This window comes from Paenalcaligenes niemegkensis (assembly GCF_022230885.1).
Lineage (GTDB): Bacteria > Pseudomonadota > Gammaproteobacteria > Burkholderiales > Burkholderiaceae_B > Paenalcaligenes > Paenalcaligenes niemegkensis.
Window position 1 is genome coordinate 530025 of the sequence record NZ_JAKGCT010000004.1, and the last position, 25193, is coordinate 555217.

Genomic DNA, 25193 nt, shown 5'->3' on the forward strand with positions numbered 1-25193 from the left:
GCGAGCAGAACCTGCGGGACCATGAAAGCGCGTATAAAACAGGGTGCTATGTGCAGTCCGAAGCGGTAGTGGATCAACTACATTCAAACTTGTAAAAGGCCCTGGTGAAGCGCGGCCTACAGTGAGCTATTCTGTCCCCTTCACAGAAGAGGCGCAGTCTGACCTGCTTCGACTTTATGATTATCTGCTGGAGCAAGATCCACACACTACTCGCATTGCGGAACAGGCTCTGAACGGCACCACTCGTTCTCTCGAATTGCTGGGACAATTTCCATATAGCTGTCGTAAAGCAACGCCAGGCAACCCGTACTTAAGGGAACTTATTATTCCGTTTAGCTCAACAGGTTATGTTGTGCTGTTTGAAATAGAGCCTGATAACTTCGTAACCATTTCGGCTGTCAGGCATCAATGGAAATCCGACTACCACTGATCTCGGTCGAAACAGTCATCGACAACTTCTCTTTTCATACAGCCTTTGTTTCAAAGCAGCCGTCAGTATATGGCTGCTAGCTGTCCCTAGGCGTTGACGCTGCCCGAGCGCAGGAAAGAATATCGACGAATGTCCGTTCTCAACTTCCATCCCCTACCTTCCCAATAGCGGTGGGCAGAGTGGTTTTCTTGGAGAACGTCGATATGACTCTTTTGAATGCCGAGTCGTTCGAGCCCAGCCAAGCAATTCTCGACTAAGCGGGAGGCAATGCCACGTTTACGGTGTGTAGGCAAGACCACAAGGTGCTGCAGGTAGCCGCGACGACCATCATGGCCTGACATGATACATCCAACAATAGTGTCGCGTTCGATAGCAACGAAGCTCAAGCCAGGATTGCGCAATAAGTAGCGTTGAGTAGCCTCCAGTGAATCCGCATCGCGAAAAGTAACCCCATCAGTTTTTTCATCATTGCGATGACACTGTGATAGTCGGCAATGGTCATTGGTCGGATAGAAACTTGATTCACGGCGATGAAGTAAGAATGATAAGTGAACCACAAGCATACTCCTGCTTTTGGCCGAATGTCGAATGACGTTTGTCCCAAATGTTTTACCCCGAGCCATTGCGGATTTGGCCATCGTTGGCGTAGGGCCTGCCAAGCGGCACGCAGGTGCTGTCCAATCTAGAACCCTAGCTCACAAGCCTGGCGGATGGCGAGTTGCGTCGGTGATGGCGACAACGCCGGTTCGAATTCGCCTCGTGGCAGCAACGGTGGTTGTGCCATGAAGCGTGGTCGTTCCCCTCGATGAGGTTGCGCGGCATGAACAAGAAACGGGTGGCAGAGATAGACGGTGCCCGCCGCGCCCGTGGCTAGTTCGATCTCGCAACCTTGTGTAGAAGCGTAACCATTGGCAGAGAGCTGCCTAAGCGTTGCACCCGCATCGCCATAGGGCAGTAACTCCCGCGCAATGAAGGCATGCGAGCCTTTCCGAATCTTTGTGGGCGCATCATCGGGTCCAACATCCGATAACAGAAAGAGCATCAGCAATGCGCGTCCTTTGCTTTTCACATTGGCACGCCATTCCATGAAATCCGGGCTAGCCTCGCCAAAACTCATGTCCACATGCCAACCATCGTCGCCAGCGGACTCAGATGAGGGAAAGCGGATCGGAAAGGTTCCTAGGCCTTTGGGTGCAAGCCAGCGACTCTTCCCGGCGAGCTGATCGTAGGCTTGGTGCAGCTGTGGCGTGTTGGCAGCGCCAATGAAGGGCGTTGAGCACTTCCACCCCATTCGGAGAACTGGTTGAGTCCAGTTTTGGGGTTCGTCTGGTGACAGACCCATCTCTATCCATAGCGCATCCCTGCATTGTCTTGCAAGGTCGGTGCTGAAGGCATTTTCGATTCTGACGAAACCGTCGTCAATGAAGCTCTGGACCTGGCAGGACGTCAGGCTGGTTTGATCGGTTTTAGGCATTACACATTCTCCGATCGGTCACTGCGTCAGCAGAGCCAATTTGTTTTGATTGGCGTATACGCGCTGGAACGATTCAGGCCGTTCAGATTAGCGGGAAGAGTGTGGACATAAACATCATTCTTACAGTCTATACAGCGTGGGGAAAGGGAACAAGGCCCACTCGAGTATCCTTGCAGGACGCCGTCGAGTGAGCGTCTGCTTCTGGCCGATTGTAGACATTATAAGGTCTACCTAGAAATAGAGCAGCCCATAAAAAAACGGCCTAAGGAGCAAAGGCTACAGACGCAAAAAACCCCTCGTTGAGAGGGCTTAGGTGTGAGAGCTTGGTTGCCGCTAGTCTGGCTGATCAGTTTGGAAAAAGAAATTATATTTTCTTATCTGTAAAGTAATTGATGGTTCGCTTTTTTACAGCACCAACTTCAAAATAATTCCATGTTCCACCAATCAAGCCACCAACAATCGGCAGGGTTTTTGTTATCACCCCTTTTTGGTAACTTTTATGCCGAAGTACTTGAGCATGAGCCTTTGAAAATGTTTGAGCGTTTCTTTAGTCAGGTACTTCTTGATGGTAACTCTTGTTGCCCCCATGCCGCCTCGTATGCCAGCCTGTGTAAAAAAATGGCTGCCTACATTTATCCCAAAAATTGGAATTAATAATTCCCATGCAGCATTTTCATCATCAAAAAAACTCTCATCGAAAATAACAGACTCGTACAGTTGCGAGAACTTCAACTTTTAGCGTAGTGGCCACATCGAAGGTGGCTGCTGGCACCGCAAGCCATGGATTCGCTGGTAACCCAGCGGCTACCCCTGTTGTTGTAGCTTTCCAGCGAGCGCGCGCGAAAGCAGATTCTGCTAGTTGCTTTTAGAGGCACCCGGTCGATTGCGACGGTCTGCTGCAACTGATGCAATGATGGCTGGTGGGTCTATGTCGACGACCTACTCTAGTGATCTCATTAATAGTTTATTATCTTCAGACACCAAGTACCTCTTCTGAGTGATATATAGCGGATAAGATAAGCCATAAACCGCCAGCAGTTTGTTAATAAGTTAGAGCAAATAAGATTAGGCCTAGAGAGGTGGCTTTTGTCTTATCTGGCAGAGGTGATTAGTCTGACTGATCAGCCTTTAGCTTGTTGTGTATACCTGCTATCGACCCAAAGTGGGAATCTGCTATGCACGAATGAGCACCGAAGAGCTGCCCCTCAGGGCGCGTACACGTCCAGTAGTTGCGCGTCAACCTAGACAAACGACGTAGCCCCGCCATCCACGCCGACTCCGAGTGTCCAGAGGTATTTGTCGAAAATGCGATCAGCGAACCAAAGCTCTTTGAAAACCGCCTTTGCCTCGGCATGCACGTCGGACGGGATGCACGTCCACACGAGCTGGCGTGGCAGGTCGAAAAGCGCTTCTTCCAGAACTTTCTCGTGGGCATCAAACTGCTCTTTCCAGACTGTCGCATACTGCTTGTAGTTGGCACCCAATGTACCTCGAGCGCCCCTGAAACGGCCGAGTGCATCAACTGCTCGCTTGTCCAGTATTCGCACGTCGTGCTCGCCAGCAAACCATAAGAATTTCGTGGCTGCCGAAAGCAGCTTACTAGGAACTCTCTTTACTGGCGCGATCTTGCCCAGTTCAATTGCGAGAGTATCTACCTTGACTTCGGCTTGCTCTGGGCTTTGAACGGCGGCCGTTAAGTGCACTGCCGCCGTTCCCCATCGTTGGCTGCTCGAGAGCGGATCGCCCCTTTCAGTCTTGAACCCACGGGCTACCATGTATTTTGCCGCGAGAGTTCCCAGAACGCGGGCGTCAATTTCCTGGGAGCCGTTTTTTCTCAGCTCTTTCATGAATTTGCGGTCTGTCATGAACCATTGGTTGGCATAGGACAGCGCCGAGTGCTTCATCAGCCAAGGCGTGCTTGCATGTGATTTTGGCATCGTCAATTTCATTGACCTCCCTATTCGCTGAATCTGGTGAAAACGTAGAGTGCACGCTACCGAAGGATGGCCGGTGCGATCATCCGCCCCGTAAGCAGAAGCCTAAACCCCAACTTTAACGCATCCAACTAAATATTTCAAAACAAGTCAGAATGAGACAAGCCCCATATGCTGTACCCAACTATTTTTCTGAGCACTGATCAATTAGGCGTTACACACGGGCACTCGTGTGTAACGCCTGTTCGCCTGCCCTCCCCTAACACCTCACTCAAGATCACGGCAAAAAACCTGACAGTAGATTAAGCGCTAAGCGTCGATATCGGTGACAAAGTGGTGTTTGATTTGAACGAGCCGTGGGCAAGTCCTGATCAGCCGTTCTGAATATGAAACATCGAAGGCAACATGATGCTCTGATGCAGTGGAATGGATGGCTTCCAATAAAACCTAGAGCCAATCCTACAATGCTCAAGTCGTGTCTTATATGGAGGGAGATGTTTTTCCCGCTATTGGAAAACTGCCCATTTCGACGATTAAAGTGAGCAATTTACATGTGTTGATTACTAACATCGCCGAGCTTGGAGCCTCCATTGTCATGACGGTTCGACAATGGATTAGTCAGACGTTTAATTATGACGCACAGCAAGGGCTTTGCGATGTTGATCCTGCCTCTATGCAGAAGGGTTTGGTTAAGCGCCCACCGGTGCGTCATAACCCTCCGTTACCCTGATTTACCCATGGGATCAACCACCCTGAACCATGCTATCGAAGCGTTGGGGTACAAAGGGCCATTTTCCACACATGGCTTTCGGTCCACGGCTACAACGGTCCTGAGTTTGCTGAGTTATCCCGAAAATTGCGTGGATCTGCAGTTAGCACACATCAAAAAAAGCGACTCCTCACGCGCGCCCTATGACCACACCAGATATATCAGCTCTCGTCGAATCTTTATGCAAAATTGGGCAGACATTTGGGATGCATTTACGGCGGCTGAAAGCATGGAACAGATCACAAAGAAATTTTTGGACCGATGTCGAAAAGACGCAGTGCCATGTTAAGTGTGGTGGAACGGGAGCAGTAAAGTTCTGTAGTTAATTAAAATGGATCGTGGGGGCAATGTCGAGTTAGATGGATGTGTATATGTAGGTGTATATAAAAATGATTCGGTTTTAAAAAAATTGATGTACATATCAACCTTTCAACGTAGATTGAATCCTTCAAATATGATTACTGTAGTCCTCATCTTCCATCCCCTCAAGCTCAGGCCTTAAGTTTCTTTAAGTCCTGCCGTAAACAATTTATTCCAATGAATAGAACTGAGGTCTAATATTTTTTAAGTGCGAAGCACAGTAGTTAACACTGCTGTAGTTTTTAAAATAAATACATTAAAAGATAAAAATCAGTTAGAAGTGAACACTTAACTGTTTTGGTGATTTCTAAGCTTATCTAAATGCACAAAATAAGGTGTTAATTAATGAGAAATACAAGACTCAGTTGGTTTGGAAAATTTCATCAAGAACGAAATGAGTAATCTATTTATCGTTACGTAAAAAACACAACAGGAACAACTTCTATGAACGACAATGCTTTTTATCAGTGCAAACACTTTCTTGAGCAGAGAATGCAAGAGCTTCCAGACAATACTGAACTTGTGAAGGCATACATAGCACTCATCGAACAGAAAACAAAATTTGACATTGCATATTTTTCGCAGACATCGGAAGTACAAAGAAACTGGAATGACAATCAAACCAAGATGAACGCTACTTGGTATGAAAACAATACCAAGGTTGTCACAAAGCAGATGGAGATTGAGGGAAAATAATCAATAACGACATATAGCCTAACAAGTAATTTAAGCCGTACCAGCTTCGCGTGCCACCGTTAATTACCCAGGAGAATCTATGCTGACCTTTATTAAGAGCCCTCGGCTTGACCGGATCTACTATGCCGACCTTTTCCGAATCAACGGTAAAGCGTGTGTGATTTTGGGGTATGGCAAGAGTACCGCAGCACGTCTTGCTGCTGACAAGGTCGATGCAAACGATCTAGCCCGCGACTCAGTCGCCATTGACGAAATTAATGGTTCTTTACATGCAGGTTACGATCCCGGAGGGTATGGAGCCTACCGGGATCCGAACTCCACACGGCATACCATGCATCCAGTGTCAATGATTATCTACTGTCTAGATCCTGTCCAGACTACTAGCATGGTTACCGGAAATTCTCTAATAAAGTGCGCACCCGCTCAGATGGCACAACTGTCCGTGACATATCCGTATCCCGCCTCAATTGCGCCCTACGTCTGCACTCCTGCGGAGTTGGGTATGTATTCCTCAAACAACAATAGAGTAAAAGTTCTTGAGGACCTGCTATCACGTACTGAATTTTCCAACACTTATCTGATGCCATTCACCGATACCGTGGAAGGAAAAGCACAGATCTATAGACAACATGTCTAAGTGCCTAACAATTCATTCAAGCCGATGCCACTTCACGGCTCTGTTCAATTCTTGTGTTCCTCGCATATCCGTTGATGGCCGAAGCTGACATTTCAAACGCGAAGCCTATGCCTCATTATTTGTACATCATTGCTTGGGTTGAGTCGAGAGATAATACGCCTAGCAAGCCGAGCGCGGGAATTACGTAGTTAATTACCGCAAGCTCGTGCCCAAATCAGATTGTGAGTACCGTCTTCATTTTCGAACATCCGTGCGTAAATGCTGGCCAGAATCAGCATCGCTCTTAGGTCTTTAATTTAATTAAACTTTCAGCTTGACACACGCCTCCAAAAACAAGCTTCCCAAAGGAGATATCTTGACTCCACCTCGAATAATTCTCGGTTCAAACTCTGTATTTAGTGACATGTCAGAGATTGTTTTTTTTGTTTCCTCACTCTCTTCAAGCTTACTGTATTCAATCTCGTCGTGCAGGCCATATACAGCAAGAATATCTAGAAGTCCTAGGCGTCGCAGATTATCTAGATAATAAGGACTCATATCGGGTAGTTCGCAATTAGCATCATCACCAAGGTCATTAATTAGGATGGTGTGGTCATATCCAACGCTACTCCCTTTAATTTCCGCACGGACTGAAACAACTGGATATGCATTTCGATTCAGAAACAATTTCATGATTTTCGCTTCATCTGCCGTCATCTGGCGAATCAGCTCAACGAATGATGGATGCGAATTTCGTGCCGTAGTCTTATCCATAGCGGTTGCCAGCAAGTTTGCATAAAGGTCAGTCAACACAACTTCATGGCCTATATATCGAAGAGCTTCTAATGCCGGTCCACCAATATTTGGTCTAGGCGGTATTATATTTTCAATTGGTGTGTGTTTCAGCTTTTCAGCAACTTTAGTAGTGACGAAATTGCTGATTTCTTCATAACCCCAAACCAAAATGCTAACAGGAGATAAAGCAATGCTTACCGCCTTCGTTAAGGTATGTAGTCCTTTTCCGATTTCTCGAATGGAAGGCTGTAGTAAATCTTGATAGACAGGGACTTCTTTCACTAAACCGGTCACAGCATCTATTGCGCTTTTAACGTTATCGGAATCAGACATACTTTCTCCAGTTTTACATGCCAGATGTTTTGATTATGGCACGGGTGTGTATAGTGAATCGGCAAAAACCACTGCATTATTGAAAAGTTTACTTTGGAATCGCTGACATTATTTGCCGCATACCGAATTAGACATACAGTGTCAGCTATCGTTGATTTTTTATCAGTAACTGGTGTTCAGTTAACGGTATAAGGTCATGCAAGCACGCGAAACTTTAGCGTTCTATCGTGACTTAATCGAAGCATTAGGCTTGCAGCTTAAAACCGCAAGCGTACTCACAGGCGGTAAAAAGTCTGAGCACTGGCGTGCACCGGACGGTCGCCGACTACTATCCAGAGCAACAGCATCACTAATCCCTTTGTACCGCTGGTCACGACCAGCCCCCCACCAACAAAATTCAACTCTCTCCCCTAAAGTTTTTTAGACCCCCACCGTTAATGACCTTGTGAACAGGGAAGAAACGGTTTGGCCTATAGGTTAAGCCTCACGCGGACCTGTGGTCACAAGTGTAATTCTTCCTGGCACCACGGGTAGAAGCCTACTTCGCCAAATTCATTATCAATTGGAGTCATCCATGTCTGTCATTAACACTAACGTATTAGCTCTGACATCTCAGAATAATCTAGCTAAATCCCAATCCGCTTTAGGTAGCGCCATTGAGCGTCTATCTTCCGGCATGCGCATCAACAGCGCTAAAGACGACGCTGCTGGTCAGGCCATTGCCAACCGCTTTACTGCAAACATTAAAGGTTTAACGCAAGCCGGTCGTAACGCTAACGATGGTATCTCCGTCGCCCAAACCACTGAAGGTGCGTTGAACGAGATCAACAACAACTTGCAGCGTGTTCGTGAGTTGACAGTTCAGGCGGCTAACGGTTCGAACTCGAAAACAGACTTGGACTCCATCCAAGCTGAGATCGATCAGCGTATGGGCGAGATTGATCGCGTATCCACACAAACTCAATTTAACGGTGTGAAGGTACTGGCATCAAACCAGTCCTTGAGCATTCAGGTGGGTGCAAATGATTCCGAAACAATTTCGGTTAATCTGCAGCAAATCGATAAAGGGTCGCTTGGATTGGAGACCCTTAATGTAAACAGCATGGCCAAAACCATCAATCAAGGTGATTCAATTGAGGTGGCAGGGGGCACTACTACACAAACGACGGCAACATCCTTTGTTCTGAACGATAGTAATGGCGATCCTGTTGCTGGTGGCTCTTTAGTTCAAGATACTGCTGATGCTTATTTCATTTTCGATGGTAGCGATTACTACGCAGCCACAGCAACAGAAGGTACTGGGGGTGAAGTAACTTGGACTGCAGCTGCAGCTACAGGCACACCGGCTGGTGGTGGTACCAACACAGTAACCCCAGGCACCTATACATTAGCCACTCCAGTAGATGTGACTACAGAGGCAGGTTCAGCAAAAGTAAAAATTGACTTTGCCGGCGCGAGCGGTGATACAAACGCTCTTATTGAATTGGACGGAGCACATTACATCCGTAGTTCAAACAACGCGGGTGAAACTACATATTATGCTGCAGAAGGTGGTGATACGGCTGTCAATGGAGAAGTCACTTTTACCGTCGGAGCTGAAGTTGTTGACCCTGCCACGATAGATAGTGTTCAGGCTTCACCTTTAGATGCTATTGATGCTGCTCTTCAACAAGTCGACTCACTACGTTCAGACTTAGGTGCAATTCAAAACCGTTTCGAATCCACCATCGCTAACCTGAACAACACCGTGACAAACCTGTCTTCAGCTCGTTCACGCATCGAAGATGCTGACTATGCTGTTGAAGTGTCCAACATGACACGTGCGCAGATTCTTCAGCAGGCTGGTACATCGGTATTGGCTCAGGCTAACCAAGTACCACAAACTGTATTGTCGCTGTTGCGTTAATAAGCAAGTAGCTCTGCTCTAAGAATAGGCCTCTTTATGAGGCCTACTCTTTAATCAATCCGATGAAACCACGTGACTTAACCTTAATCATGGCTCAGACAATGACAGATAAAACAGAAAACAGTTCCTCATTAATGAAAATGGTTGAGGCCATTGCCATCGCTCCTGAAGATGCTCGCGTCGTTGTTGATCAATACAAAGCTCAAGCACGCAAATCATCGCCATCTATTACTGACGAAGCAATACAAAAACTTGTTGCTGATAAAATCATACAGCGCTATTCCAAATTAGCAGCCACCAGCGGCGCAACAACAGCAATACCCGGCGCCGTACCTGGCATTGGTACCGCTGTAGGAATGATCGGCGGTGGCGCTGTTGACGTGTCTATCTGCATGAAGCTACAAGTGGATATGACGATGTGTTTAGCCATTGCAATAAACGATGGGCTATCTAATGAAGATGCAAAACATATGTCGTACATCATCGCTTTATACGGTTCGCTAGAGCAAATGGGTTCTGCAGGAGCAACAAAATTAGCGACCAAAGCTGGCGTGAGAATGATTAACAAATACCTTACGGGCGCTACCCTAACCACAATTAAAGAGCTATTTAAGAGAATTGGAATTGAATTTACTAAGAAAGCTACTCTTAAAGCTATCCCGTTCGGTGTAGGAGTTATCATTGGTGGTGGCGCAAACTACGCGCTTACTCGTTACGTCGGAAAAGTTGCCCGCGAAACCTTTCTACTTGATCTTAAAGAGAGAGCAGAAAAGAAAGTTCACCTACCTGAGCCAAATCCATAAGCTTAAACACTCAACGTAGCACCTTAAAGCAACAATTTCGTGGCCACTTAAGAGCCCACGAATACCTCGAGATTTTTAACAACCCCTGCTACCTGCTGGAGTTCGTCAGTATGTCGGCCCAGTATGGTTTAACGCATGTGGGCGATAGTGAGCCTCATGTGGAGCTATCCGCCACCTATGGGCAAAATGTGCAGCTAAACCATAGCTTAATTGCCTTGGGACAGCCCCGCGAAATGCGCCAGCAGTACTTGGATTTTGCGGTAGGCCGTAACTTTCGTAAAAGCGTGGTTATTCATAGCGATCGCGCCGAACACGTTTTAATCAGCCCCGACCTGGATCGCCTGGCTGATTTGCGCTGGGCCGGGCACTTTACTGAAGTCGAAGCCGAAGAAAACGCGCCTAAAGGCAGGTTGTCCTTCCGCAACCATAAAAACCGTCCACTACACAGCAGCGATAAAACGGTTATTAGCATGCTACGTGCCTTAAGCCAAGCATGGCCTGCCAGCCTAAGTTTTGACACTCTGCTTGAGCATGTGCGTCCTAGCCTGCCTGATGCTGAAGATGAGACTGCAGCACGTGCAGTCTTACTAAGCGCCCTACAAACGCTATTTCGCTTAAACATGTTGCGCTACAGCCTTGAAGCCTGCCCCTACGATCAGCAAGACAACACTCAGCAAAATCAAGCCACACTGCTACCTGGCGTGTCACACCTTTACCAACAACGCCAAGACCCCAACTTTGGTATTGGTTTATTTAATTTATGGCACGACAGCGCCAATATCCAGTTAAAAGAAGCCGAGGCATTCGTATTAAGGCATATAGACGGTAATAGCAGCCGTAAAGAACTCGCTACACTGCTGCATGATGCGCTTAATCGTGGGATTGTGCCTAACACGGATGGGAAATCGTTGAAGGGGCAACGAAATTTGGATGCGACTGCGGATAAAATTGTAGGAAAGTTGCTTGGGTTGTTGAAGCGGCAGGGGTTGATGGTTAGTGGGTGGTAGGCATTGACCTACCTCATCTCAGACCATAAAGTAGATGTCTCTTTATCTATCTGGAATACCGTCAAAGTAAAGGAAGCTCGTCATGTCCTCGAAAAATAAGCCCCTTACAGACAAAGAACTTGCCGCTTTGGAGACGGATCGAGATCTTGCTGCTGAGTTGCTTGAAGCTGTGCAGCAGATGAAAGCGGGGCAGGTGCGGGTCGCTTTATCGCCAGTGATCGAGGTATGCAGGGAAACGGGGCTTACTCGAGATTGCTAAGACAAACCTAAAAGCTTTGCTCGCTGTTGCTGGCGGATACTTACGCAACTTCTGCTTTCGGTCAGAGGCAGACTTTCTAAAAAGGCGAAATTTAGACCCTCACTTCATCAACAAGGAAATATCAATTGTCGCGCGGTTTTTTTAATTTCATTAATACTACTCCAGCTTATGCCGAGTCAAAGAAAGACTGGTATGTAGAACTGCTGAGCTGTACCTACACATGGTTTGACGCGATTATTGATCCAGTTGAGGGATTCGATGTAGCGGGTATGACGCGACAGTATCTTAAAGAGCTGAGGAAAGGCGTGAGAAATAGCCTCGACAAGCACTTCGTTTATTATCTAGTGTCCCGCGTCAAAGTGCGATTCAACATACGGAAGAAGCCACGGTATGGCTATCTGAATAAAAAACTTATTTTCCATATCGAGATTGGCCGTCAGCGTACTCAGAGGAAATGTACTGTTGAGCTTCGCGACCAAAAAACCGGGAAAATGATTCATCCCGAGATAGAGATCACGGATCGGTACATAACGATCTACAACGAGGCAGGTGACAAGACCACCATGTCGATCTACGACTTCCTGAGTTTTTGCGGAATTGAGACTGGAGTTAATTCGGAAGTTCAATACGTTGGCTACACCAAGAATCCCGCCGAACGGCCACTTAATAGGGATCATCGAGGGTTCGGTGACATGTTGCACTGGACCTCTCGGGGTGATGAGGATTATGACTACTTTATCTTCTACAATCTTTTCAAGGTCCTTTCCGTCGGTGTGAATCCCAGGGCCATGTTCAACTTTGTCGTCGCCAACGCGATGACGGATGAGGTCACGGTTGAAGATGAAGGTCTGATTTTAGAAAAAGTGCTGATCAAGTATTTTGACACTAAACCCCAGGACTTGAACAAGGCGCGCGAGTCGTCAGAATTGAGCAATCGGCTGGAGCTGCTCGCCACGCGCCATCGAATACAGTCGATCACCTTTGACCTAAGTATGGCTCTACCAAACGAGCTTTTTCGCTTCTATTCCCGGCAGGTACAGCCAACTGATCGGCACCATTTTACTTGTCTAATAGACCAGTCAGGTGCGCAAATTGTGCCTGCAAAGAGTTTTGACCTTGGACCCGTATGATCTGTACGCTGATACCGTTTGGCTAGGTAGCCTATGGGCGTTTTATATGAAGCGAAAAAGCTCTCATTGAAATCATGAGCTACTAGGAACGCGGTCCTAAAGGAGAGGGAAATAGCCCATTAGCACGGCATTGTGTAACAACTTTAATTATTAGCAAAAGCTCTATATGGCCGCTTCAGGTCGAGTTCGGCCATCTGACTTTGATTACAATCGACCATAAGATGTCATCAAAGTATTTTCATCACATTATTTATTTCTATTGCGCTTCGCGATTATGAGTCCGATCCGGTAATGCCAAGTCTTACCTTAAAGCAGGCTAACACTTGCACCACTTAACCCGGTACTCTGGATACTCTGAAACCGCCGCGCGAGACTGCCCGATTTAGAGGACGGCTTTACCCTGCTATGCATGATTTCAGACAACTATCGCCTCTCGATTTTGAAAATTTAGTCCGTGATCTATTGCAAATTGAATTACAGTTTTGTCTCGAAAGCTTTGGACTCGGCAAGGATGGTGGTATTGATTTTCGGTTTGCTCGAGGCGGGCGAACGACCGTAGTGCAGGTCAAACACTACGCTGTAAGCCCTCTCTGCGCTACTGAATGCGGTCAAGGCAGAAAATGCAAAAGTGGCCAAACTCAAACCTGAGCGCTATATTTTGCCGACCTCATCGGCAATGAGGCCGATGCTCAAGGACAAACTCATAGCAGCAGTGCCCAATGCCCCGCTCACGCGTGAAGATGTACTAGGGCAGGAGGATTTTAATAATCTGCTGGCGAGGCCCCCAAATCTTGCGACAACATTTCAAGCTATGGTTGACCGACACGCATACGCTCGAACGCATCGTACACAGTGGGATCTACAACCGGGCCGAAGCTGAATTGGACGTGATCAAACAGCTCATCCCACGATTCGTGCACAATGAAAGCATCGGCTAGGCAGAACAGATTCTTGAGCGGCGCGGAGCACTGATCATAGCCGGCGAGCCTGGCGTAGGCAAAACCACGCTGGCGAGAGTGCTGACCTAGCTTCACCGCTTACCAGGCAACGGATGCATCGTTCTTCGACCTTTTCGAACACCTGCGCACCGAGCAGCTCATTCCCTAAGCCTGCCGCCTGCTGCGCGCCCGTATTCGTAATGATGCTATTCCTGAACCGCATGATTTGGAAGAGATAAACACCATGCTGGCACAGAATTTGGAACAATGGTTGCAAGGGTTCGAAGATAGTGGAATCGCCATTGGCGAGGCTCGTAAAGTACTTAAAGACGAACGTCAGGTGTTGCTAAAGCAAATGCACTTGAAATTTGGTGCCATTCCAGACTGGGCATACGCCAAACTCGATGTAGCCAACGCCGAGCAATTGGATATCTGAACCGAACACATTTTAAGTGCTGATAGCCTAGAAGCCTTGCTGGCTGATTAGGGAGGCTCCTTGCCCTACTCCGTGCGAGCGCATCTGGGAGCACTGCGATAGTCTTGCGGGATATGCAATAAACCATCTTGTAAGGTGATGACATCAACTTTATGATCGACTACGCACCACTGCCTAATCCCAGCGGCCTAAAGGTTAAGGATATCAACCAAATATTCTTTACTTTGGGAGCCTAAGGTCTGAAGCGTAAATGAGCCTTATAAACATATATAGTAATTAAAAATGCAGACGATACTGCTCCGATCAGCATACCCTTGAAAAGAGTACCGTAAGGCTTCATTGTCATTACCGAAACAGCCAAGCGGTGCAGCCCGCACCCTACTCGCGATTGCCAATACAAACCCAAAAGCATTACTCGCTGTCGTTGACAAATAAAGACTTAAGAAAAATGTTTATAAGGGTCCTCGCCTTCGATAAGTCGTTTCATCGGCCACCTCGCTTAAACGGGTTGGCTTATTTTAATTGGGATCTGACTACCAAAGAAGGGTTTTCAAACAGCCTCGGCCAGAAGCAGTCATCGGCTCTCATTCCCAGTCAGAAAGTCAATATTCGGTGGAGCCAAACTGGGATTGCACAGATAGTGCAATGATTAAAAACCATTCCTGATTTTATCCAGCCGCCCCTGACCTGCTCTATACCTCTGAGTTATCAAAGGTTTCTCCCCAAATCCTAGACTACCCCATAAGCACTAAACTCAAGGAAAGAGCTTCAAGCTACCCTCTTGAATATTTCGTCAAGTCGATTACTGGTATCATCCGACTTTTTTGTTTGCTCATCCATGACTTCGCGCACCCTAAGTCCGTTTCCCCCTTCGCGTGCGGGCGCACTCGGGGAGCGCCGCGATTCAGGCAGAAACTAACTATGCTGGCAAGCAATATCAATTTTCCGGAGCCTGCATATAGCACGGTAAAGCGGTTCACTCTAATGAAGCCCATGTTAAAGCAGCCGAGCGCGAAATGAAAGCGCAACACCTGAGCCTACTCGCTGTCGCTATTGTGTTAATTTACAAAAGGGGCCGTTAGCACCATGCTATTACCGCTCTGGTCCAATAATTTGCATTTTGAAATTATTTCAACAATTCAACAAGTGATGTATTATTGCCTTATGAAAGAAAGCAACGTTGTCCGCTCGCTCTCCGCCCTCGCTCATGACGCCCGTTTGCGCGTATTTCGTGCATTGGTGGTTGCTGGGCCTGAGGGCTTGACACCAAGTGCATTGGCCGAGCAACTGAGCATCGCTCCCAATGCACTGTCATTTCATCTTAAGGAACTCTTCCATGCTGAGTTGGTAAGTCACGAGCGGCAAGGACGCAATGTGTTGTATCGCGCCGCGTTTCCCGTAATGAATGAGCTGCTGGCCTACCTCACCGAAAACTGCTGCCAAGGTACAGCCTGCACTTCTGAAGCGGTGACAACGTACCAATGCTGATAGTGGCCGTTGCTGGAATCGCTTCCTTATGTTGACAGCTATCCTGATTTTTATTTTCACGCTGATCCTGGTCATCTCGCAACCGCGAGACCTTGGCATTGGGTGGAGCGCTTCCATTGGTGCCGCACTCGCATTGGCGCTGGGGGTCGTGCATTTGTCTGATATTCCAGTGGTCTGGCATATAGTCTGGAATGCCACTGCAACCTTTGTGGCAGTCATCATCATTAGCCTTTTGCTGGATGAAGCCGGGTTCTTTGAATGGACTGCGTTGCATTTTGCCCGGTGGGGTGCGGGCAGTGGGCTCAAGCTGTTTGCGTTCATCGTTCTGCTTGGTGCTGCCGTCTCTGCACTGTTTGCCAACGATGGTGCAGCACTGATACTGACTCCCATCGTGATGGCCATGCTGGTCGCCCTGGGCTTTTCTCCCGCTGCAACACTGGCATTTGTCATGGCCGCAGGTTTCATCGCGGATACCGCGAGCTTGCCTTTTGTCGTGTCAAATCTGGTGAACATCGTTTCGGCAGACTTTTTCAACATAAGTTTCAACGACTATGCATCAGTGATGGTACCGGTCAATATCGCATCGGTTCTGGTCAGTCTCTGCGTATTGATACTGTTCTTTAGGCACGATATTCCGGCCACTTACGACCTTGAAAAGCTCAAACAGCCCTCGGCTGCAATCAAGGACTCGGCTACCTTCCGCGCAGGTTGGGTGGTGTTGGTCTTGCTTCTGCTTGGTTTTTTCGCGCTGGAACCATTAGGTGTTCCCGTGAGCACTGTAGCAGCTGCAGGTGCCGGAATACTGCTGGCTGTTGCTGCACGTAGCTCTGCCATCAGCACCAAGAGGGTTTTGCATGGTGCGCCGTGGCAGATCGTGGTGTTCTCTTTGGGCATGTATCTGGTGGTTTACGGTCTGCGCAATGCAGGCCTGACTGACCACCTCGCTTCGCTACTGAACCGATTTGCAGAAGGAGGCATCTGGGGTGCAGCAATGGGTACGGGCCTTCTTTCTGCACTGCTGTCTTCCATAATGAACAACATGCCCACTGTGCTGATAGGCGCGTTGTCGATAGACGCATCCAATGCTAGCGGTGCTGTCAAGGAAGCCATGATTTACGCGAATGTGATCGGTAGCGATTTGGGGCCTAAGATCACACCTATAGGCAGTCTTGCCACCCTGCTTTGGCTGCACGTCCTGGCCAAAAAAGGTACGACGATTGGCTGGGGCTACTACTTCAGAGTGGGTACAGTGCTGACTATGCCCGTGCTGCTCATCACACTCGCAGCGCTCGTCTTACGGCTGAGCGTGGCGCCCTGATTTTCTTGCATAGGAGTCAAGAGCTATGAATAACATCACGATTGATACCAAAGGACACCAAATTGCTAAACACTGATTTGCCCAACCTTGACGAACAGGCATTTGAAAGCCCAAACCTGAGCGGATTGCTGCCTACGGAGCGCGCATTACATGCTCCTCGCATCTTGCTTCTTTATGGGTCTGTCCGAGAGCGCTCCTACAGCCGTCTCCTGACCGCAGAGGCGGCACGGCTACTCCAAAAGATGGGCGCAGAGGCAAGAGTCTTCGATCCACACGATTTGCCACTACCTGATAGCGCCCCCGACGATCATCCCAAAGTTAACGAGTTGCGTGAGTTGGCTCAGTGGGCAGAAGGCATGGTATGGACTTCCCCTGAGCGCCACGGTGCGATGGCCAGCATTCTGAAAGCGCAGATTGACTGGATTCCCTTGTCTGTGGGTGCCGTTCGGCCAACACAAGGCAAGACTCTTGCCATAATGCAAGTCTCTGGAGGCTCGCAGTCCTTTAATGCCCTGAATCAAATGCGTGTGCTGGGTCGATGGATGCGTATGATCACCATTCCGAACCAATCGTCCGTGGCTAAGGCCTATTTGGAGTTTGATGAAGCTGGCCGTATGAAGCCCTCTTCGTATTATGAGCGCGTGGTTGATGTGATGGAGGAGCTGCTCAAGTTCACCCTGCTCACGCGTGATTGTGCTGACTATCTCGTGGACCGGTACAGCGAACGCCGAGAAAGCGGCGAGGCACTATCCAAGCGGGTCAATCAGCGAAGCATCTAAATAGGCAGTGAGCTTAGGCAGTGAGCTTTAGCCACATAATTAATGACAGCTAATTGAGTAACATGCGCCCCACCCTGCTCTCGGGCCTAGCTCTCGCGCCCCAATGCTTTGACAGCCAAAGAGCAAACGAGCAAGAGGCCAAGGATGTAAAGCGAATTACATCCCCTAAGTCCGTTTCCCCTTCGCGTGCGAGCGCATTCGTGGAGCGCCGCGATCCAGGCAGAAAGCAGGAAAAAAGTGAGCGCTGTTCGAAGCGCGCAGCGCAAGTTCGCGAACGCCTGCTTTCTGTCTGGATCAAGGGAAGTGCGTAGCACCGCTCAACGCTAAGCTCGCACGCGAAGGGGAAACGGACGACAAGCTGCCGCCCATCGTCAGCGCAACCAGTATCGAACAGCTTGATGAGCTACTGACTGCGGTGAGCGTCGACATACCCGAGGCGTGGATGAGCAAACTCGAAGCCGCAAGCAACTAAGCACAACCCCTTACAAGCAGCGTGCTTTGTCCTCATAGACAGAGATGAAGCACGAGTAGACTCCCGAAATCAGTGCCCCTGCCATCATCAGGACACAGGCGAGCGCTTCAACCGGTCGAGCGACTTGAGTCCCCATGGGCAGGTGTGCTCAGAGGTCACCATTCGATGCAGTACCGCATATTCTTCGTCGCCACTCCCCACTCCTTCGAAGCTAAGGCTTTCCTGATGATCTGCGCTCACGGCTAGCCCAGCCGGCGGACTTGGATCGCCAGTTGCATTAAAAACGGATGCAAGAAAACAGAACGCACCTATTTGGCTCATTGCGGCTTCGCCTTAATTCTGTCAATATGTATTTAGATCGCATAATTTAGATACATTAACCAAAGGAGAGTAGTCCAATGGGTACGCTAGATTCAGCTGTCATGTGTTTGATGTGCCGCGCCATAGAGCCTTCAAAAACAAATACTGTTAGGCATATTCATTTGCGTATTCTCGCCAAAGACGATCCAGACGGTAAGCTGGGGTTTCAATCGCTATACCAGTGTTCTGTATGCCAAACAAGCTGGTTGCATCAATTTGATAAATGGCAATGCTGCCAAGGTTTCAAGCTCTGGCCAGGCAGCGCAGACGATTACTTCCAAACGATAAATAGCTCGCCCGCCAAAAAAACATTGCCTGCAGAAAAAACCCAAACTTCCCCAAGGGCTGGAATCAGGCCCGAAAACTAAATGCTCTAAAGTTCAGCAGCGGCAAAAGAGTACGGTAGCACCATAAAGGCGAGTTTAAATTAGCGGACGAGGGCTTTTATGAGCCAATCCGCTCGAAGCGCCGCGCCAACAGGAGATAGCAAAGAACACCAAGCACTCCATGGGCCGCGACAAACCAGAGCGCCAGATCAAACGAATCGGTAACAGCCAAAACATAACCAATCACCAGCGGCGTAACAATACCGGCGATATTACCAATGCCGTTGAACACTCCGCCACAAAGGCCAATCATTTTTTTAGGAGCTACGTCAGATAATACCGCCCAGCCCACCGCCGCCAGCCCCTTGCCAAAGAATGCTAAAGCCATCAGCATAATTACCACTGCATTGCTGTCGGCAAAGTTGGCCAGCACCAGCGTAGTGGACAGCAGCATACCCAGCACGTAAGGGGTTTTGCGTGCGATTGAGGGATGGGCCCCACGCCTGATCAGCAGATCTGAGATGAAGCCCCCAAGTATGCCGCCACTAAAACCGCAGATTGCCGGCAGTGCGGCCACCCAGCCAGCTTCCATAATAGTCATGCCGCGCCCCTTGATCAGGTAGATCGGGAACCAGGTAATGAAAAAGTAGGTCAATGCAGTAATGCAGTATTGGCCCAGGTAGATTGCCCACAAATTGCGGTTATTAAACAATTGCAGCACCTCGGCCCGGGTGGGCTTGCGTTTCTCTCCCTTTTCCTTTTTCTCCAGATCAACCAGCGCCCCTCCTTCGCGCATGTAATCCAGTTCGCTGCGTGACAATCCAGGCGCACTATGCGGTTCGTGGTAAACACGGAACCAAACCACACTCAGCAATAGCCCAAGCACACCCATCCAGATGAATACCGACTGCCAACTTATGGTGTGGGCCATCCACGCCATGAGCGGGGCAAACACCACCACTGCCATATACTGTGCCGAGTTGAACAGTGCTGAGGCAGTACCCCGCTCATGGGTGGGAAACCAGCAGCTGACGATCCGCGAGTTCGCCGGAAAGGCTGGCGACTCGACCAGACCCAGCATGAAACGCATCGAAAACAGCGCCGCCGCAGCCGACGCCCCGGCCAGCCCCATCCAGCCTACAGTACCTTGTAGCAGAGTGAACAAGGACCAAAGGATCAAACTGGTGCCATACACCCTGCGCGCACCGTAGCGATCAAGCAGCCACCCTCCAGGCACCTGCCCTAAGGCATAGGCCCAGGCAAAGGCAGAAAACACCATACCCAACATCACCGGATCCAGACCAAGATCTTTGATGACTTCGGTACCAACGATAGAAAGCGTCGCACGGTCGGCATAATTGATCACCGTGACAACAAAGATCAGTGCAAGAATGACGAAACGATGGCGACCGACGGCAACGCCCAGCGCAGGCGCTGTGCTAATAGATTTGACGTTCATGGGGACCTCTTGCTTCTCATGGAAGCGATTATTTTTGTAAGTAGAAAAGCCGATGACGCATGTTCAATTAACCTAACACGCGATGCGGCGGCAGTTGGCCGCGAAAACAGGCTTCAAGATTCTGCAGGACCATTTGACCCATTTCCAGACGGGTTTGCAGCGTAGCGCTGGCACGATGCGGCTGCAGAGTGACCTGAGGCAGCTCAAACAGTGCCACTGGAACGCTGGGCTCATCCACAAACACATCAAGACCGGCACCCGCAATGCGCTCCTCCCGCAGAGCGAGCACCAGCTCAGCTTCATCAACCAGCTTGCCGCGCGCAACGTTCACCAGATAGCCATTCGGCCCCAGCGCATCCAGCACTTCACGGGTGATAATCGCCTTGGCACCATCGGCCGAGGCCGCGAGTACAAGAACATCCACCTCGGCTGCCAGCACTTCCAAGTCTGCAACAAAACGATAGCCGCACTCCGGCTTTTCGCCTCGATCGGTGTAGGCCACACGCATATCGAAGGCTACGGCTCGGCGAGCGATGGCCTGTCCAACGCGCCCCAGACCGACGATACCCAGATCGATTCCGCTGACCTTGCGCGCCAACGGCAAGTCGCGACGCCCCCAAAGGCCATCACGGACCAGGCGCTCTCCCTCGCCCAGCCGACGCAGGGTGCTGATGATCAGGCCCAAAGCCATGTCGGCCACATCATCGGTTAAAACCCCGGGGGTCGTGGTGACATGCACCTTGCGTTGCGCTGCATGATACAGGTCTACCGCGTCGGTGCCAATGCCACTAATAGCAATGATCTCCAGAGCGGGCAGACGATCCATAAGGGCATTCGACAGCCCCTTCGCACCACCCGTCACTACCCCGCGAATTCGTGCCCCCACCTCCTCCAACAGACGCTCGGGCTCTGGACTCTGATATAGACGATGCACTTGATAATTGCACTCAAGCGCCTGGTCGATGGGCGCTGGTACAGCTTGGGTCAGCAGCACATCAATGACGTTATTATTCATATCGCTCACATTCAAAACAGAAAGTACAAAGCGATTCTAGCGCCACGATCAATACCAGTCTAATATAGAAGATGAATCGAATAATGCAGGAATTGAATCATGGAATTACATCAGCTACGCTGTTTTGTGGCCATCGCTGAAGAGCTGCACTTTGGCCGTGCTGCCATTCGACTGCACATGACGCAACCGCCTTTAAGCCGTCAGTTGCAGCTGCTGGAACATAGCCTCGGGGTTTTGCTGCTTGAGCGTAATAACCGCCAGGCTCGGCTGACTCCTGCAGGACAAGCTCTCCTCAAAGACGCCCGCCACATCCTGCAGATCGCCGAGCAGGCCGGAGACTCAGCCAGGCGTATCGCCCACGGCGAAGCTGGCCGGCTTAGCCTAGGCTTTACTGCTGTAGGAGCCTACAGCATGATTCCGCGGCTGCTGTCCCATGCCGCCCAACACCTGCCCGATGTAGAGCTGGTACTGCGCGAACAAGTCTCCGGCGCCCAGGTGCATGCGCTGGAGACCGAACTGATCGACATCGGTTTCATTCGTCAGGCGCTACCCAGCCCACAGATCGATTATATCCTTATCAGCCGCGAACCTTTCGTCGCTGCCGTGCCATATACGCACCCTCTGGCTAAGCACCAAAGCCTCAGACCGACGGACTTCGATCGTCAGCCCTTTCTCATGTATGCCTACAACGAAGGACGTTACTTCCATGATCGCATTGCCGGCGTGTTTGCCAATCAAGGCGTACGTCCGAAATACCTGCACCAGTTGGGGCAAACTCACTCAATCATTGGTCTGGTCAACGCAGGACTCGGATGCGCCATAGTACCGGCTTCTGCCCAGGTACTACAGATGTCGAACGTGATTTTTCTTCCACTTGACGGTATTGCAGAACAAGCGGAAATTTTCCTAGCCCACCGAAACGATAACAGCAACCCTGTACTGGCCCCCTTCACTGAGATGACCCGCTTATTCTTTGCAGAAAATAAGCGCTAACAGGCGGTCCACTTACGTAGACGGCGCATTCCGCGGTAAACCACACTAACCAGGCGAGTTTTTATTTACGATTCCGTGACTCAGCATGCGCCCTACGCGCCTCTACCGTCGAGGGAGGCAGCGCCTATTCAATGGTGATGGAGAGCTGTCTTGCCGATTTGACAAAAATCGAGTTAAAGATATGGATTATTACCTTTCTTGCGAAGAAGGGGATCTCGCATCGTAGTTGCCTTGACTCTGCAACCCTGAAGCTGTTACAATGTTTATTGTGGGATTCACCCTTAACAAGATTCATATCAATAGGGTGGGACCACTTTCACACAACAATCATAAGAAAGGCCAGCGCCCTGCTCGCCTATAAACTTTTACTACGCGTCCAATTGTTTCTACGCTACGTATTTGGCAGTACCCGCTCCCAGTAGCTCTCAACGATCAATATTGACGATGCGTTGGAGATCAAAAATGATTTACCAAAAATTAAACCAGGGCGGCACAAGCCCCCTGCATGTATCCCCATTACTTGAACCTAAGCATACCCAACAGGACCGCAGCCAGGCTAAAGGCCGGCAGCTAGCAGAACTACGCCGGAACCTCGTTCGGAACCTAAAACGAAGATTTCCAGGCCTGCCCTACTAAAGAGGAACCCGCTTGGGCCGTCCAGGAACATGACTTGCTGGTATCAGGTCCCCAACATGGAGATCGCTATGACAAAGCCCAAGACAGACACAAGACATGCCGACCAGCAATTGCGCAAACACAGAGATCCAAAGACGCAGCGAGGACTGGATCCTCATGAGGACCTCGAATTAGAGACGCCCTCTAAAGAGCCGAAGGATGGCCGCTCCCGCCAAGAGGCAATGCGCCCGAAAGCCACACAAGCTGATGGTGGACCGAACCCTGAAGGGTCGCCATCCTCTCCTTTCCAGGCTGAGGATGTCATGTCGGGGACACAAGGCAAGTCCAAAGAGTCTCGCAACGACCAATAATAAACGGTGCAACATACTACAGCCCCTTCATTGGGGCTTTGTTGCATCAATCAGGTATAACGCCCGTTAGCTGGATCTGTCCCGCATACTTTTTCCCCACCAAAGCACCAGCAGTCCCACAATAACCCCTCCCCAGACAATGAGGCCGTTAGCAGAGCTCATCACATCAATAAACAGCGCCATGGTTCCGTCTCTGCAGTCCCCCCTGCCTCTTCCAGGGCGCACTCGATATGGGCCCACCAGAAGGCAGCTAGTGGAGAGGCCACCGCGATGATCACGCCTACAATAATAAAGATAGGGCCTAACGCCAGCATAATCGCCTCCACTTAAGATCCACTTCCAGACCTGTAGCAAGTGCCGTGCCTATCCTTGCTGACCCACGTCATTTAACGTGAGCGCGTCGTTGCCCCGTCAGTCAGCGACTTAGTGTCGACTGAAGGTCCTGAGGTGGCCTATGTTCGCTACCGCACAGACAATGAACCTGGACAGGGATATCGTAGAGGTGTAGGGCTTAGCAGCCCCCTCTGCGGTACGTTTCAGCAACATGACCGCCAGTTCTTGGAGATATACTATCAATTACGAAAATCGCGATACTTTAGGCATCTACAAATCAGCCAACAGCAGTCCCTCCAGCGTCAATAATGATTATGGCCCCGGCCCTTACCTCATGGGTGCTGAAACATTGATTGGCAATAAGGTATACAACAAACAGGCGGAGGATCTTGGCGACATCAAAGAGATCATGCTCGACATGCGCCATGGCCATGTAAGCTACGCTGTATTAGAGTTTGGTGGCTTTTTAGGCATGGGCACAAAGCTTTTCGCCGTACCATGGGATGCCTTGACTCTGGACACTGCCGAAAAGCGCTTTGTTCTTGATGCTAATAAAGAAAGCCTGAAAAACGCTCCCGGCTTTGAAAAGGATCAGTGGCCTGATATGGCTGACAGCGGGTGGGAAAAAAGCATACATGATTACTACGGTACGGTACCGTACAGCAGACCTGTCTGAAGCTAATATCTAGTTTCGTGCTTGCCATTTTTGCCAAGTCTGCTTTATTGTTGCCGGAATGAAATTTCCGGCAACAATCGATCATATTCCTTTTTGACCACAGCGTAGCATTCACATGTGCGCTTTTCCAGACCTGCACGATCAAGCATAGTAATGTGGCCCCGGCGATAACTTATGAGACCGGCTCGTTGCAGACTCCCTGCAGCTTCGTTGACTCCTTCGCGCCTGACTCCCAGCATACTGGCAATAAGCTCCTGGGTGGTATTAAGTTCGTTGGTGTACAGCCTGTCCAGGCTCAGCAATAACCACCTGCAGAGTTGTTGGTCCAGAAGATGGTGTCGGCTACACGCTGACGTTTGTGCCATTTGCGTAAGCAATGCTTGCGTGTAACGTAGCAATAAGCTTTGCGTTGGTCCAGCGCGTTCAAACTCTTCTTTAAGCGATCTGCTGTACAGTCGAAACGCATAGCCTTCACTTTGCACTACCGCCCGACTGGGTGTCGTGCCCCCTCCCATGAAGAGAGACACGCCAACCACGCCATCGTTGCCCACCACCGCTATTTCAGCCGTCGCTCCGTTTTCCATGACATATGACAATGACACTATAGCGGTCGTGGGAAAGTAGACGTACTGCATTTCAGCGCCCGATTCGTACAGCACAAAGCCCAACGGCAGGTGAACTTTCTCTAGCTGGCCGCCAAGCCGTTCCCTATCGACACTAGGTAGCGAAGCCAGAAGATGGTTTTCCCCGATTAATGCCGGGGGCACTTCAGACGACATCGCACTCATGAACACTCTCCATTGACTCGATGTACCAGTTTTGACACAGGCATAGAAAACCAACATGTATAGCCAAGTGGACCTTATCCTTGAGTATCAATTTTTAACGGGTGTCTCTAATTGACCGACATACTGACGTGTTGTACACAACTATTAAAATAGAAATCAAGTAACTATAAAATGCAGATTAGACAACCGACTTTCTTATTTATTTAGGGGCTGTTTTACTACGTTAGTACAATCTAATATATTTAAGGGGCTTCTTAGCCTCACATCTAGAATAATCATGTAAATTAAGTGATGGTAGTTTATAGAAACAGCTC

General features: G+C 49.5%; 28 protein-coding genes and 1 pseudogene. 18 read left to right on the forward strand and 11 right to left on the reverse strand.

Features of this window, described 5'->3' with window-relative positions; all coding sequences use genetic code 11:
* Window positions 1–121 precede the first annotated feature (121 nt).
* Window positions 122–430, forward strand: coding sequence for a type II toxin-antitoxin system RelE/ParE family toxin (locus L1889_RS06525; RefSeq protein ID WP_238664453.1), 309 nt, complete (start codon window positions 122–124; stop codon window positions 428–430).
* Window positions 431–516: 86 nt separating this feature from the next.
* On the opposite strand, the gene L1889_RS06530 is transcribed toward L1889_RS06525, so the two are convergent.
* From L1889_RS06530 to L1889_RS06545, 4 genes are all read right to left on the reverse strand, one after another.
* A complete protein-coding gene (locus L1889_RS06530) occupies window positions 517–987 on the reverse strand; it encodes a GNAT family N-acetyltransferase (RefSeq protein WP_238664454.1) in 471 nt (156 codons plus the stop codon).
* Between the two features lie 125 nt (window positions 988–1112).
* Window positions 1113–1904 carry a phytanoyl-CoA dioxygenase family protein gene (locus L1889_RS06535; RefSeq protein WP_238664455.1) on the reverse strand — a complete coding sequence of 264 codons (792 nt, stop codon included), beginning with the start codon at window positions 1902–1904 and terminating at the stop codon, window positions 1113–1115.
* 477 nt (window positions 1905–2381) lie between these two features.
* On the reverse strand, window positions 2382–2636 hold the full coding sequence (locus L1889_RS06540) for a hypothetical protein (RefSeq protein WP_238664456.1): 255 nt from the start codon (window positions 2634–2636) through the stop codon (window positions 2382–2384).
* Window positions 2637–3145: 509 nt separating this feature from the next.
* Window positions 3146–3841: an 8-oxoguanine DNA glycosylase OGG fold protein gene (locus tag L1889_RS06545; protein WP_238664457.1), complete on the reverse strand. Its 696-nt coding sequence runs from the start codon at window positions 3839–3841 to the stop codon at window positions 3146–3148.
* A gap of 463 nt (window positions 3842–4304) precedes the next feature.
* Between L1889_RS06545 and L1889_RS06550 the strand changes: the two are divergent.
* The 3 genes and pseudogenes from L1889_RS06550 to L1889_RS06560 form a co-directional block, all read left to right on the forward strand.
* Window positions 4305–4568: pseudogene (locus tag L1889_RS06550) on the forward strand (phage integrase central domain-containing protein); the annotation flags it as partial.
* 843 nt (window positions 4569–5411) lie between these two features.
* The gene (locus tag L1889_RS06555; RefSeq protein ID WP_238664459.1) at window positions 5412–5663 is read left to right on the forward strand and encodes a hypothetical protein; all 252 of its coding nucleotides are present in this window, start codon (window positions 5412–5414) and stop codon (window positions 5661–5663) included.
* Between the two features lie 79 nt (window positions 5664–5742).
* Window positions 5743–6300, forward strand: a complete 558-nt coding sequence (locus L1889_RS06560) for a hypothetical protein (protein ID WP_238664460.1) — start codon at window positions 5743–5745, stop codon at window positions 6298–6300.
* Window positions 6301–6600: 300 nt separating this feature from the next.
* Here the strand turns inward: L1889_RS06560 and L1889_RS06565 are convergent, their stop codons facing one another.
* Window positions 6601–7407 (reverse strand): DUF4393 domain-containing protein, encoded by an 807-nt coding sequence (locus L1889_RS06565; RefSeq protein ID WP_238664461.1) that lies wholly within the window; start codon window positions 7405–7407, stop codon window positions 6601–6603.
* 196 nt (window positions 7408–7603) lie between these two features.
* Between L1889_RS06565 and L1889_RS06570 the strand changes: the two genes are divergently transcribed.
* The 7 genes from L1889_RS06570 (at window position 7604) to L1889_RS19130 (ending at window position 13160) form a co-directional block, all read left to right on the forward strand.
* Complete coding sequence (locus L1889_RS06570; protein WP_238664462.1) at window positions 7604–7831, forward strand: DUF945 domain-containing protein; 228 nt, start codon at window positions 7604–7606, stop codon at window positions 7829–7831.
* Between the two features lie 150 nt (window positions 7832–7981).
* Window positions 7982–9313 (forward strand): FliC/FljB family flagellin, encoded by a 1332-nt coding sequence (locus L1889_RS06575; RefSeq protein ID WP_238664463.1) that lies wholly within the window; start codon window positions 7982–7984, stop codon window positions 9311–9313.
* A gap of 101 nt (window positions 9314–9414) precedes the next feature.
* A complete protein-coding gene (locus tag L1889_RS06580) occupies window positions 9415–10116 on the forward strand; it encodes an EcsC family protein (RefSeq protein ID WP_238664464.1) in 702 nt (233 codons plus the stop codon).
* Window positions 10113–11123, forward strand: a complete 1011-nt coding sequence (locus tag L1889_RS06585; protein WP_308217665.1) for a methyltransferase regulatory domain-containing protein — start codon at window positions 10113–10115, stop codon at window positions 11121–11123. The genes L1889_RS06580 and L1889_RS06585 overlap by 4 nt, the downstream gene beginning before the upstream one ends.
* An 82-nt stretch (window positions 11124–11205) precedes the next feature.
* Entirely contained in the window at window positions 11206–11382 is a 177-nt protein-coding gene (locus L1889_RS06590) for a hypothetical protein (RefSeq protein WP_238664466.1), read from the forward strand.
* 125 nt (window positions 11383–11507) lie between these two features.
* Window positions 11508–12512, forward strand: a complete 1005-nt coding sequence (locus tag L1889_RS06595; protein WP_238664467.1) for a hypothetical protein — start codon at window positions 11508–11510, stop codon at window positions 12510–12512.
* Between the two features lie 405 nt (window positions 12513–12917).
* Window positions 12918–13160 carry a restriction endonuclease gene (locus L1889_RS19130; protein ID WP_372871271.1) on the forward strand — a complete coding sequence of 81 codons (243 nt, stop codon included), beginning with the start codon at window positions 12918–12920 and terminating at the stop codon, window positions 13158–13160.
* Between the two features lie 161 nt (window positions 13161–13321).
* Here the strand turns inward: L1889_RS19130 and L1889_RS19355 are convergent, their stop codons facing one another.
* Window positions 13322–13546 carry a hypothetical protein gene (locus L1889_RS19355; RefSeq protein ID WP_238664468.1) on the reverse strand — a complete coding sequence of 75 codons (225 nt, stop codon included), beginning with the start codon at window positions 13544–13546 and terminating at the stop codon, window positions 13322–13324.
* A gap of 148 nt (window positions 13547–13694) precedes the next feature.
* On the opposite strand from L1889_RS19355, the gene L1889_RS06605 reads away from it, so the two are divergent.
* The 4 genes from L1889_RS06605 (at window position 13695) to arsH (ending at window position 17471) form a co-directional block, all read left to right on the forward strand.
* Window positions 13695–13886, forward strand: a complete 192-nt coding sequence (locus tag L1889_RS06605) for a hypothetical protein (RefSeq protein ID WP_238664469.1) — start codon at window positions 13695–13697, stop codon at window positions 13884–13886.
* Window positions 13887–15050: 1164 nt separating this feature from the next.
* Window positions 15051–15374, forward strand: a complete 324-nt coding sequence (locus L1889_RS06610) for an ArsR/SmtB family transcription factor (protein ID WP_238664470.1) — start codon at window positions 15051–15053, stop codon at window positions 15372–15374.
* 28 nt (window positions 15375–15402) lie between these two features.
* Window positions 15403–16692 carry an arsenic transporter gene (locus L1889_RS06615; protein ID WP_238664471.1) on the forward strand — a complete coding sequence of 430 codons (1290 nt, stop codon included), beginning with the start codon at window positions 15403–15405 and terminating at the stop codon, window positions 16690–16692.
* 62 nt (window positions 16693–16754) lie between these two features.
* Entirely contained in the window at window positions 16755–17471 is a 717-nt protein-coding gene (gene arsH / locus L1889_RS06620; RefSeq protein WP_257793863.1) for an arsenical resistance protein ArsH, read from the forward strand.
* Window positions 17472–18030: 559 nt separating this feature from the next.
* On the opposite strand, the gene L1889_RS06625 is transcribed toward arsH, so the two are convergent.
* The 3 genes from L1889_RS06625 to L1889_RS06635 all read right to left on the reverse strand — a co-directional run bounded on the left by L1889_RS06625 (window position 18031) and on the right by L1889_RS06635 (window position 21103).
* The gene (locus L1889_RS06625) at window positions 18031–18264 is read right to left on the reverse strand and encodes a hypothetical protein (RefSeq protein WP_238664472.1); all 234 of its coding nucleotides are present in this window, start codon (window positions 18262–18264) and stop codon (window positions 18031–18033) included.
* Between the two features lie 483 nt (window positions 18265–18747).
* A complete protein-coding gene (locus tag L1889_RS06630; RefSeq protein WP_238664473.1) occupies window positions 18748–20088 on the reverse strand; it encodes an MFS transporter in 1341 nt (446 codons plus the stop codon).
* A gap of 67 nt (window positions 20089–20155) precedes the next feature.
* Window positions 20156–21103, reverse strand: coding sequence for a 2-hydroxyacid dehydrogenase (locus tag L1889_RS06635; RefSeq protein ID WP_238664474.1), 948 nt, complete (start codon window positions 21101–21103; stop codon window positions 20156–20158).
* A 96-nt stretch (window positions 21104–21199) separates the two neighbouring features.
* Between L1889_RS06635 and L1889_RS06640 the strand changes: the two genes are divergently transcribed.
* Together L1889_RS06640 and L1889_RS06645 are read left to right on the forward strand one after the other, a co-directional pair.
* The gene (locus L1889_RS06640; RefSeq protein WP_372871729.1) at window positions 21200–22096 is read left to right on the forward strand and encodes a LysR family transcriptional regulator; all 897 of its coding nucleotides are present in this window, start codon (window positions 21200–21202) and stop codon (window positions 22094–22096) included.
* 704 nt (window positions 22097–22800) lie between these two features.
* Entirely contained in the window at window positions 22801–23082 is a 282-nt protein-coding gene (locus L1889_RS06645; RefSeq protein ID WP_238664476.1) for a hypothetical protein, read from the forward strand.
* A gap of 161 nt (window positions 23083–23243) precedes the next feature.
* Here L1889_RS06645 and L1889_RS06650 read toward each other — a convergent pair whose 3' ends face one another.
* Window positions 23244–23396, reverse strand: a complete 153-nt coding sequence (locus tag L1889_RS06650; protein WP_238664477.1) for a hypothetical protein — start codon at window positions 23394–23396, stop codon at window positions 23244–23246.
* A gap of 230 nt (window positions 23397–23626) precedes the next feature.
* Here L1889_RS06650 and L1889_RS06655 point away from each other — a divergent pair, with 230 nt between their 5' ends.
* Window positions 23627–24091 (forward strand): PRC-barrel domain-containing protein, encoded by a 465-nt coding sequence (locus L1889_RS06655; protein WP_238664478.1) that lies wholly within the window; start codon window positions 23627–23629, stop codon window positions 24089–24091.
* 44 nt (window positions 24092–24135) lie between these two features.
* Here L1889_RS06655 and L1889_RS06660 read toward each other — a convergent pair whose 3' ends face one another.
* Complete coding sequence (locus L1889_RS06660) at window positions 24136–24879, reverse strand: Crp/Fnr family transcriptional regulator (RefSeq protein WP_372871276.1); 744 nt, start codon at window positions 24877–24879, stop codon at window positions 24136–24138.
* Window positions 24880–25193 lie beyond the last annotated feature (314 nt).

Bases quoted from the DNA above. Each gene is read 5' to 3' on its own strand.
- L1889_RS06535 (WP_238664455.1), bottom strand. From the start codon at position 1,904: ATGCCTAAAACCGATCAAACCAGCCTGACGTCCTGCCAGGTCCAGAGC.
- L1889_RS06545 (WP_238664457.1), bottom strand. From the start codon at position 3,841: ATGCCAAAATCACATGCAAGCACGCCTTGGCTGATGAAGCACTCGGCG.
- L1889_RS06555 (WP_238664459.1), top strand. From the start codon at position 5,412: ATGAACGACAATGCTTTTTATCAGTGCAAACACTTTCTTGAGCAGAGA.
- L1889_RS06560 (WP_238664460.1), top strand. From the start codon at position 5,743: ATGCTGACCTTTATTAAGAGCCCTCGGCTTGACCGGATCTACTATGCC.
- L1889_RS06565 (WP_238664461.1), bottom strand. From the start codon at position 7,407: ATGTCTGATTCCGATAACGTTAAAAGCGCAATAGATGCTGTGACCGGT.
- L1889_RS06570 (WP_238664462.1), top strand. From the start codon at position 7,604: ATGCAAGCACGCGAAACTTTAGCGTTCTATCGTGACTTAATCGAAGCA.
- L1889_RS06575 (WP_238664463.1), top strand. From the start codon at position 7,982: ATGTCTGTCATTAACACTAACGTATTAGCTCTGACATCTCAGAATAAT.
- L1889_RS06580 (WP_238664464.1), top strand. From the start codon at position 9,415: ATGACAGATAAAACAGAAAACAGTTCCTCATTAATGAAAATGGTTGAG.
- L1889_RS06590 (WP_238664466.1), top strand. From the start codon at position 11,206: ATGTCCTCGAAAAATAAGCCCCTTACAGACAAAGAACTTGCCGCTTTG.
- L1889_RS19130 (WP_372871271.1), top strand. From the start codon at position 12,918: ATGCATGATTTCAGACAACTATCGCCTCTCGATTTTGAAAATTTAGTC.
- L1889_RS06605 (WP_238664469.1), top strand. From the start codon at position 13,695: ATGCTGGCACAGAATTTGGAACAATGGTTGCAAGGGTTCGAAGATAGT.
- L1889_RS06610 (WP_238664470.1), top strand. From the start codon at position 15,051: ATGAAAGAAAGCAACGTTGTCCGCTCGCTCTCCGCCCTCGCTCATGAC.
- L1889_RS06615 (WP_238664471.1), top strand. From the start codon at position 15,403: ATGTTGACAGCTATCCTGATTTTTATTTTCACGCTGATCCTGGTCATC.
- L1889_RS06625 (WP_238664472.1), bottom strand. From the start codon at position 18,264: ATGAGCCAAATAGGTGCGTTCTGTTTTCTTGCATCCGTTTTTAATGCA.
- L1889_RS06630 (WP_238664473.1), bottom strand. From the start codon at position 20,088: ATGAACGTCAAATCTATTAGCACAGCGCCTGCGCTGGGCGTTGCCGTC.
- L1889_RS06635 (WP_238664474.1), bottom strand. From the start codon at position 21,103: ATGAATAATAACGTCATTGATGTGCTGCTGACCCAAGCTGTACCAGCG.
- L1889_RS06645 (WP_238664476.1), top strand. From the start codon at position 22,801: ATGACAAAGCCCAAGACAGACACAAGACATGCCGACCAGCAATTGCGC.
- L1889_RS06650 (WP_238664477.1), bottom strand. From the start codon at position 23,396: ATGCTGGCGTTAGGCCCTATCTTTATTATTGTAGGCGTGATCATCGCG.
- L1889_RS06655 (WP_238664478.1), top strand. From the start codon at position 23,627: ATGACCGCCAGTTCTTGGAGATATACTATCAATTACGAAAATCGCGAT.
- L1889_RS06660 (WP_372871276.1), bottom strand. From the start codon at position 24,879: ATGAGTGCGATGTCGTCTGAAGTGCCCCCGGCATTAATCGGGGAAAAC.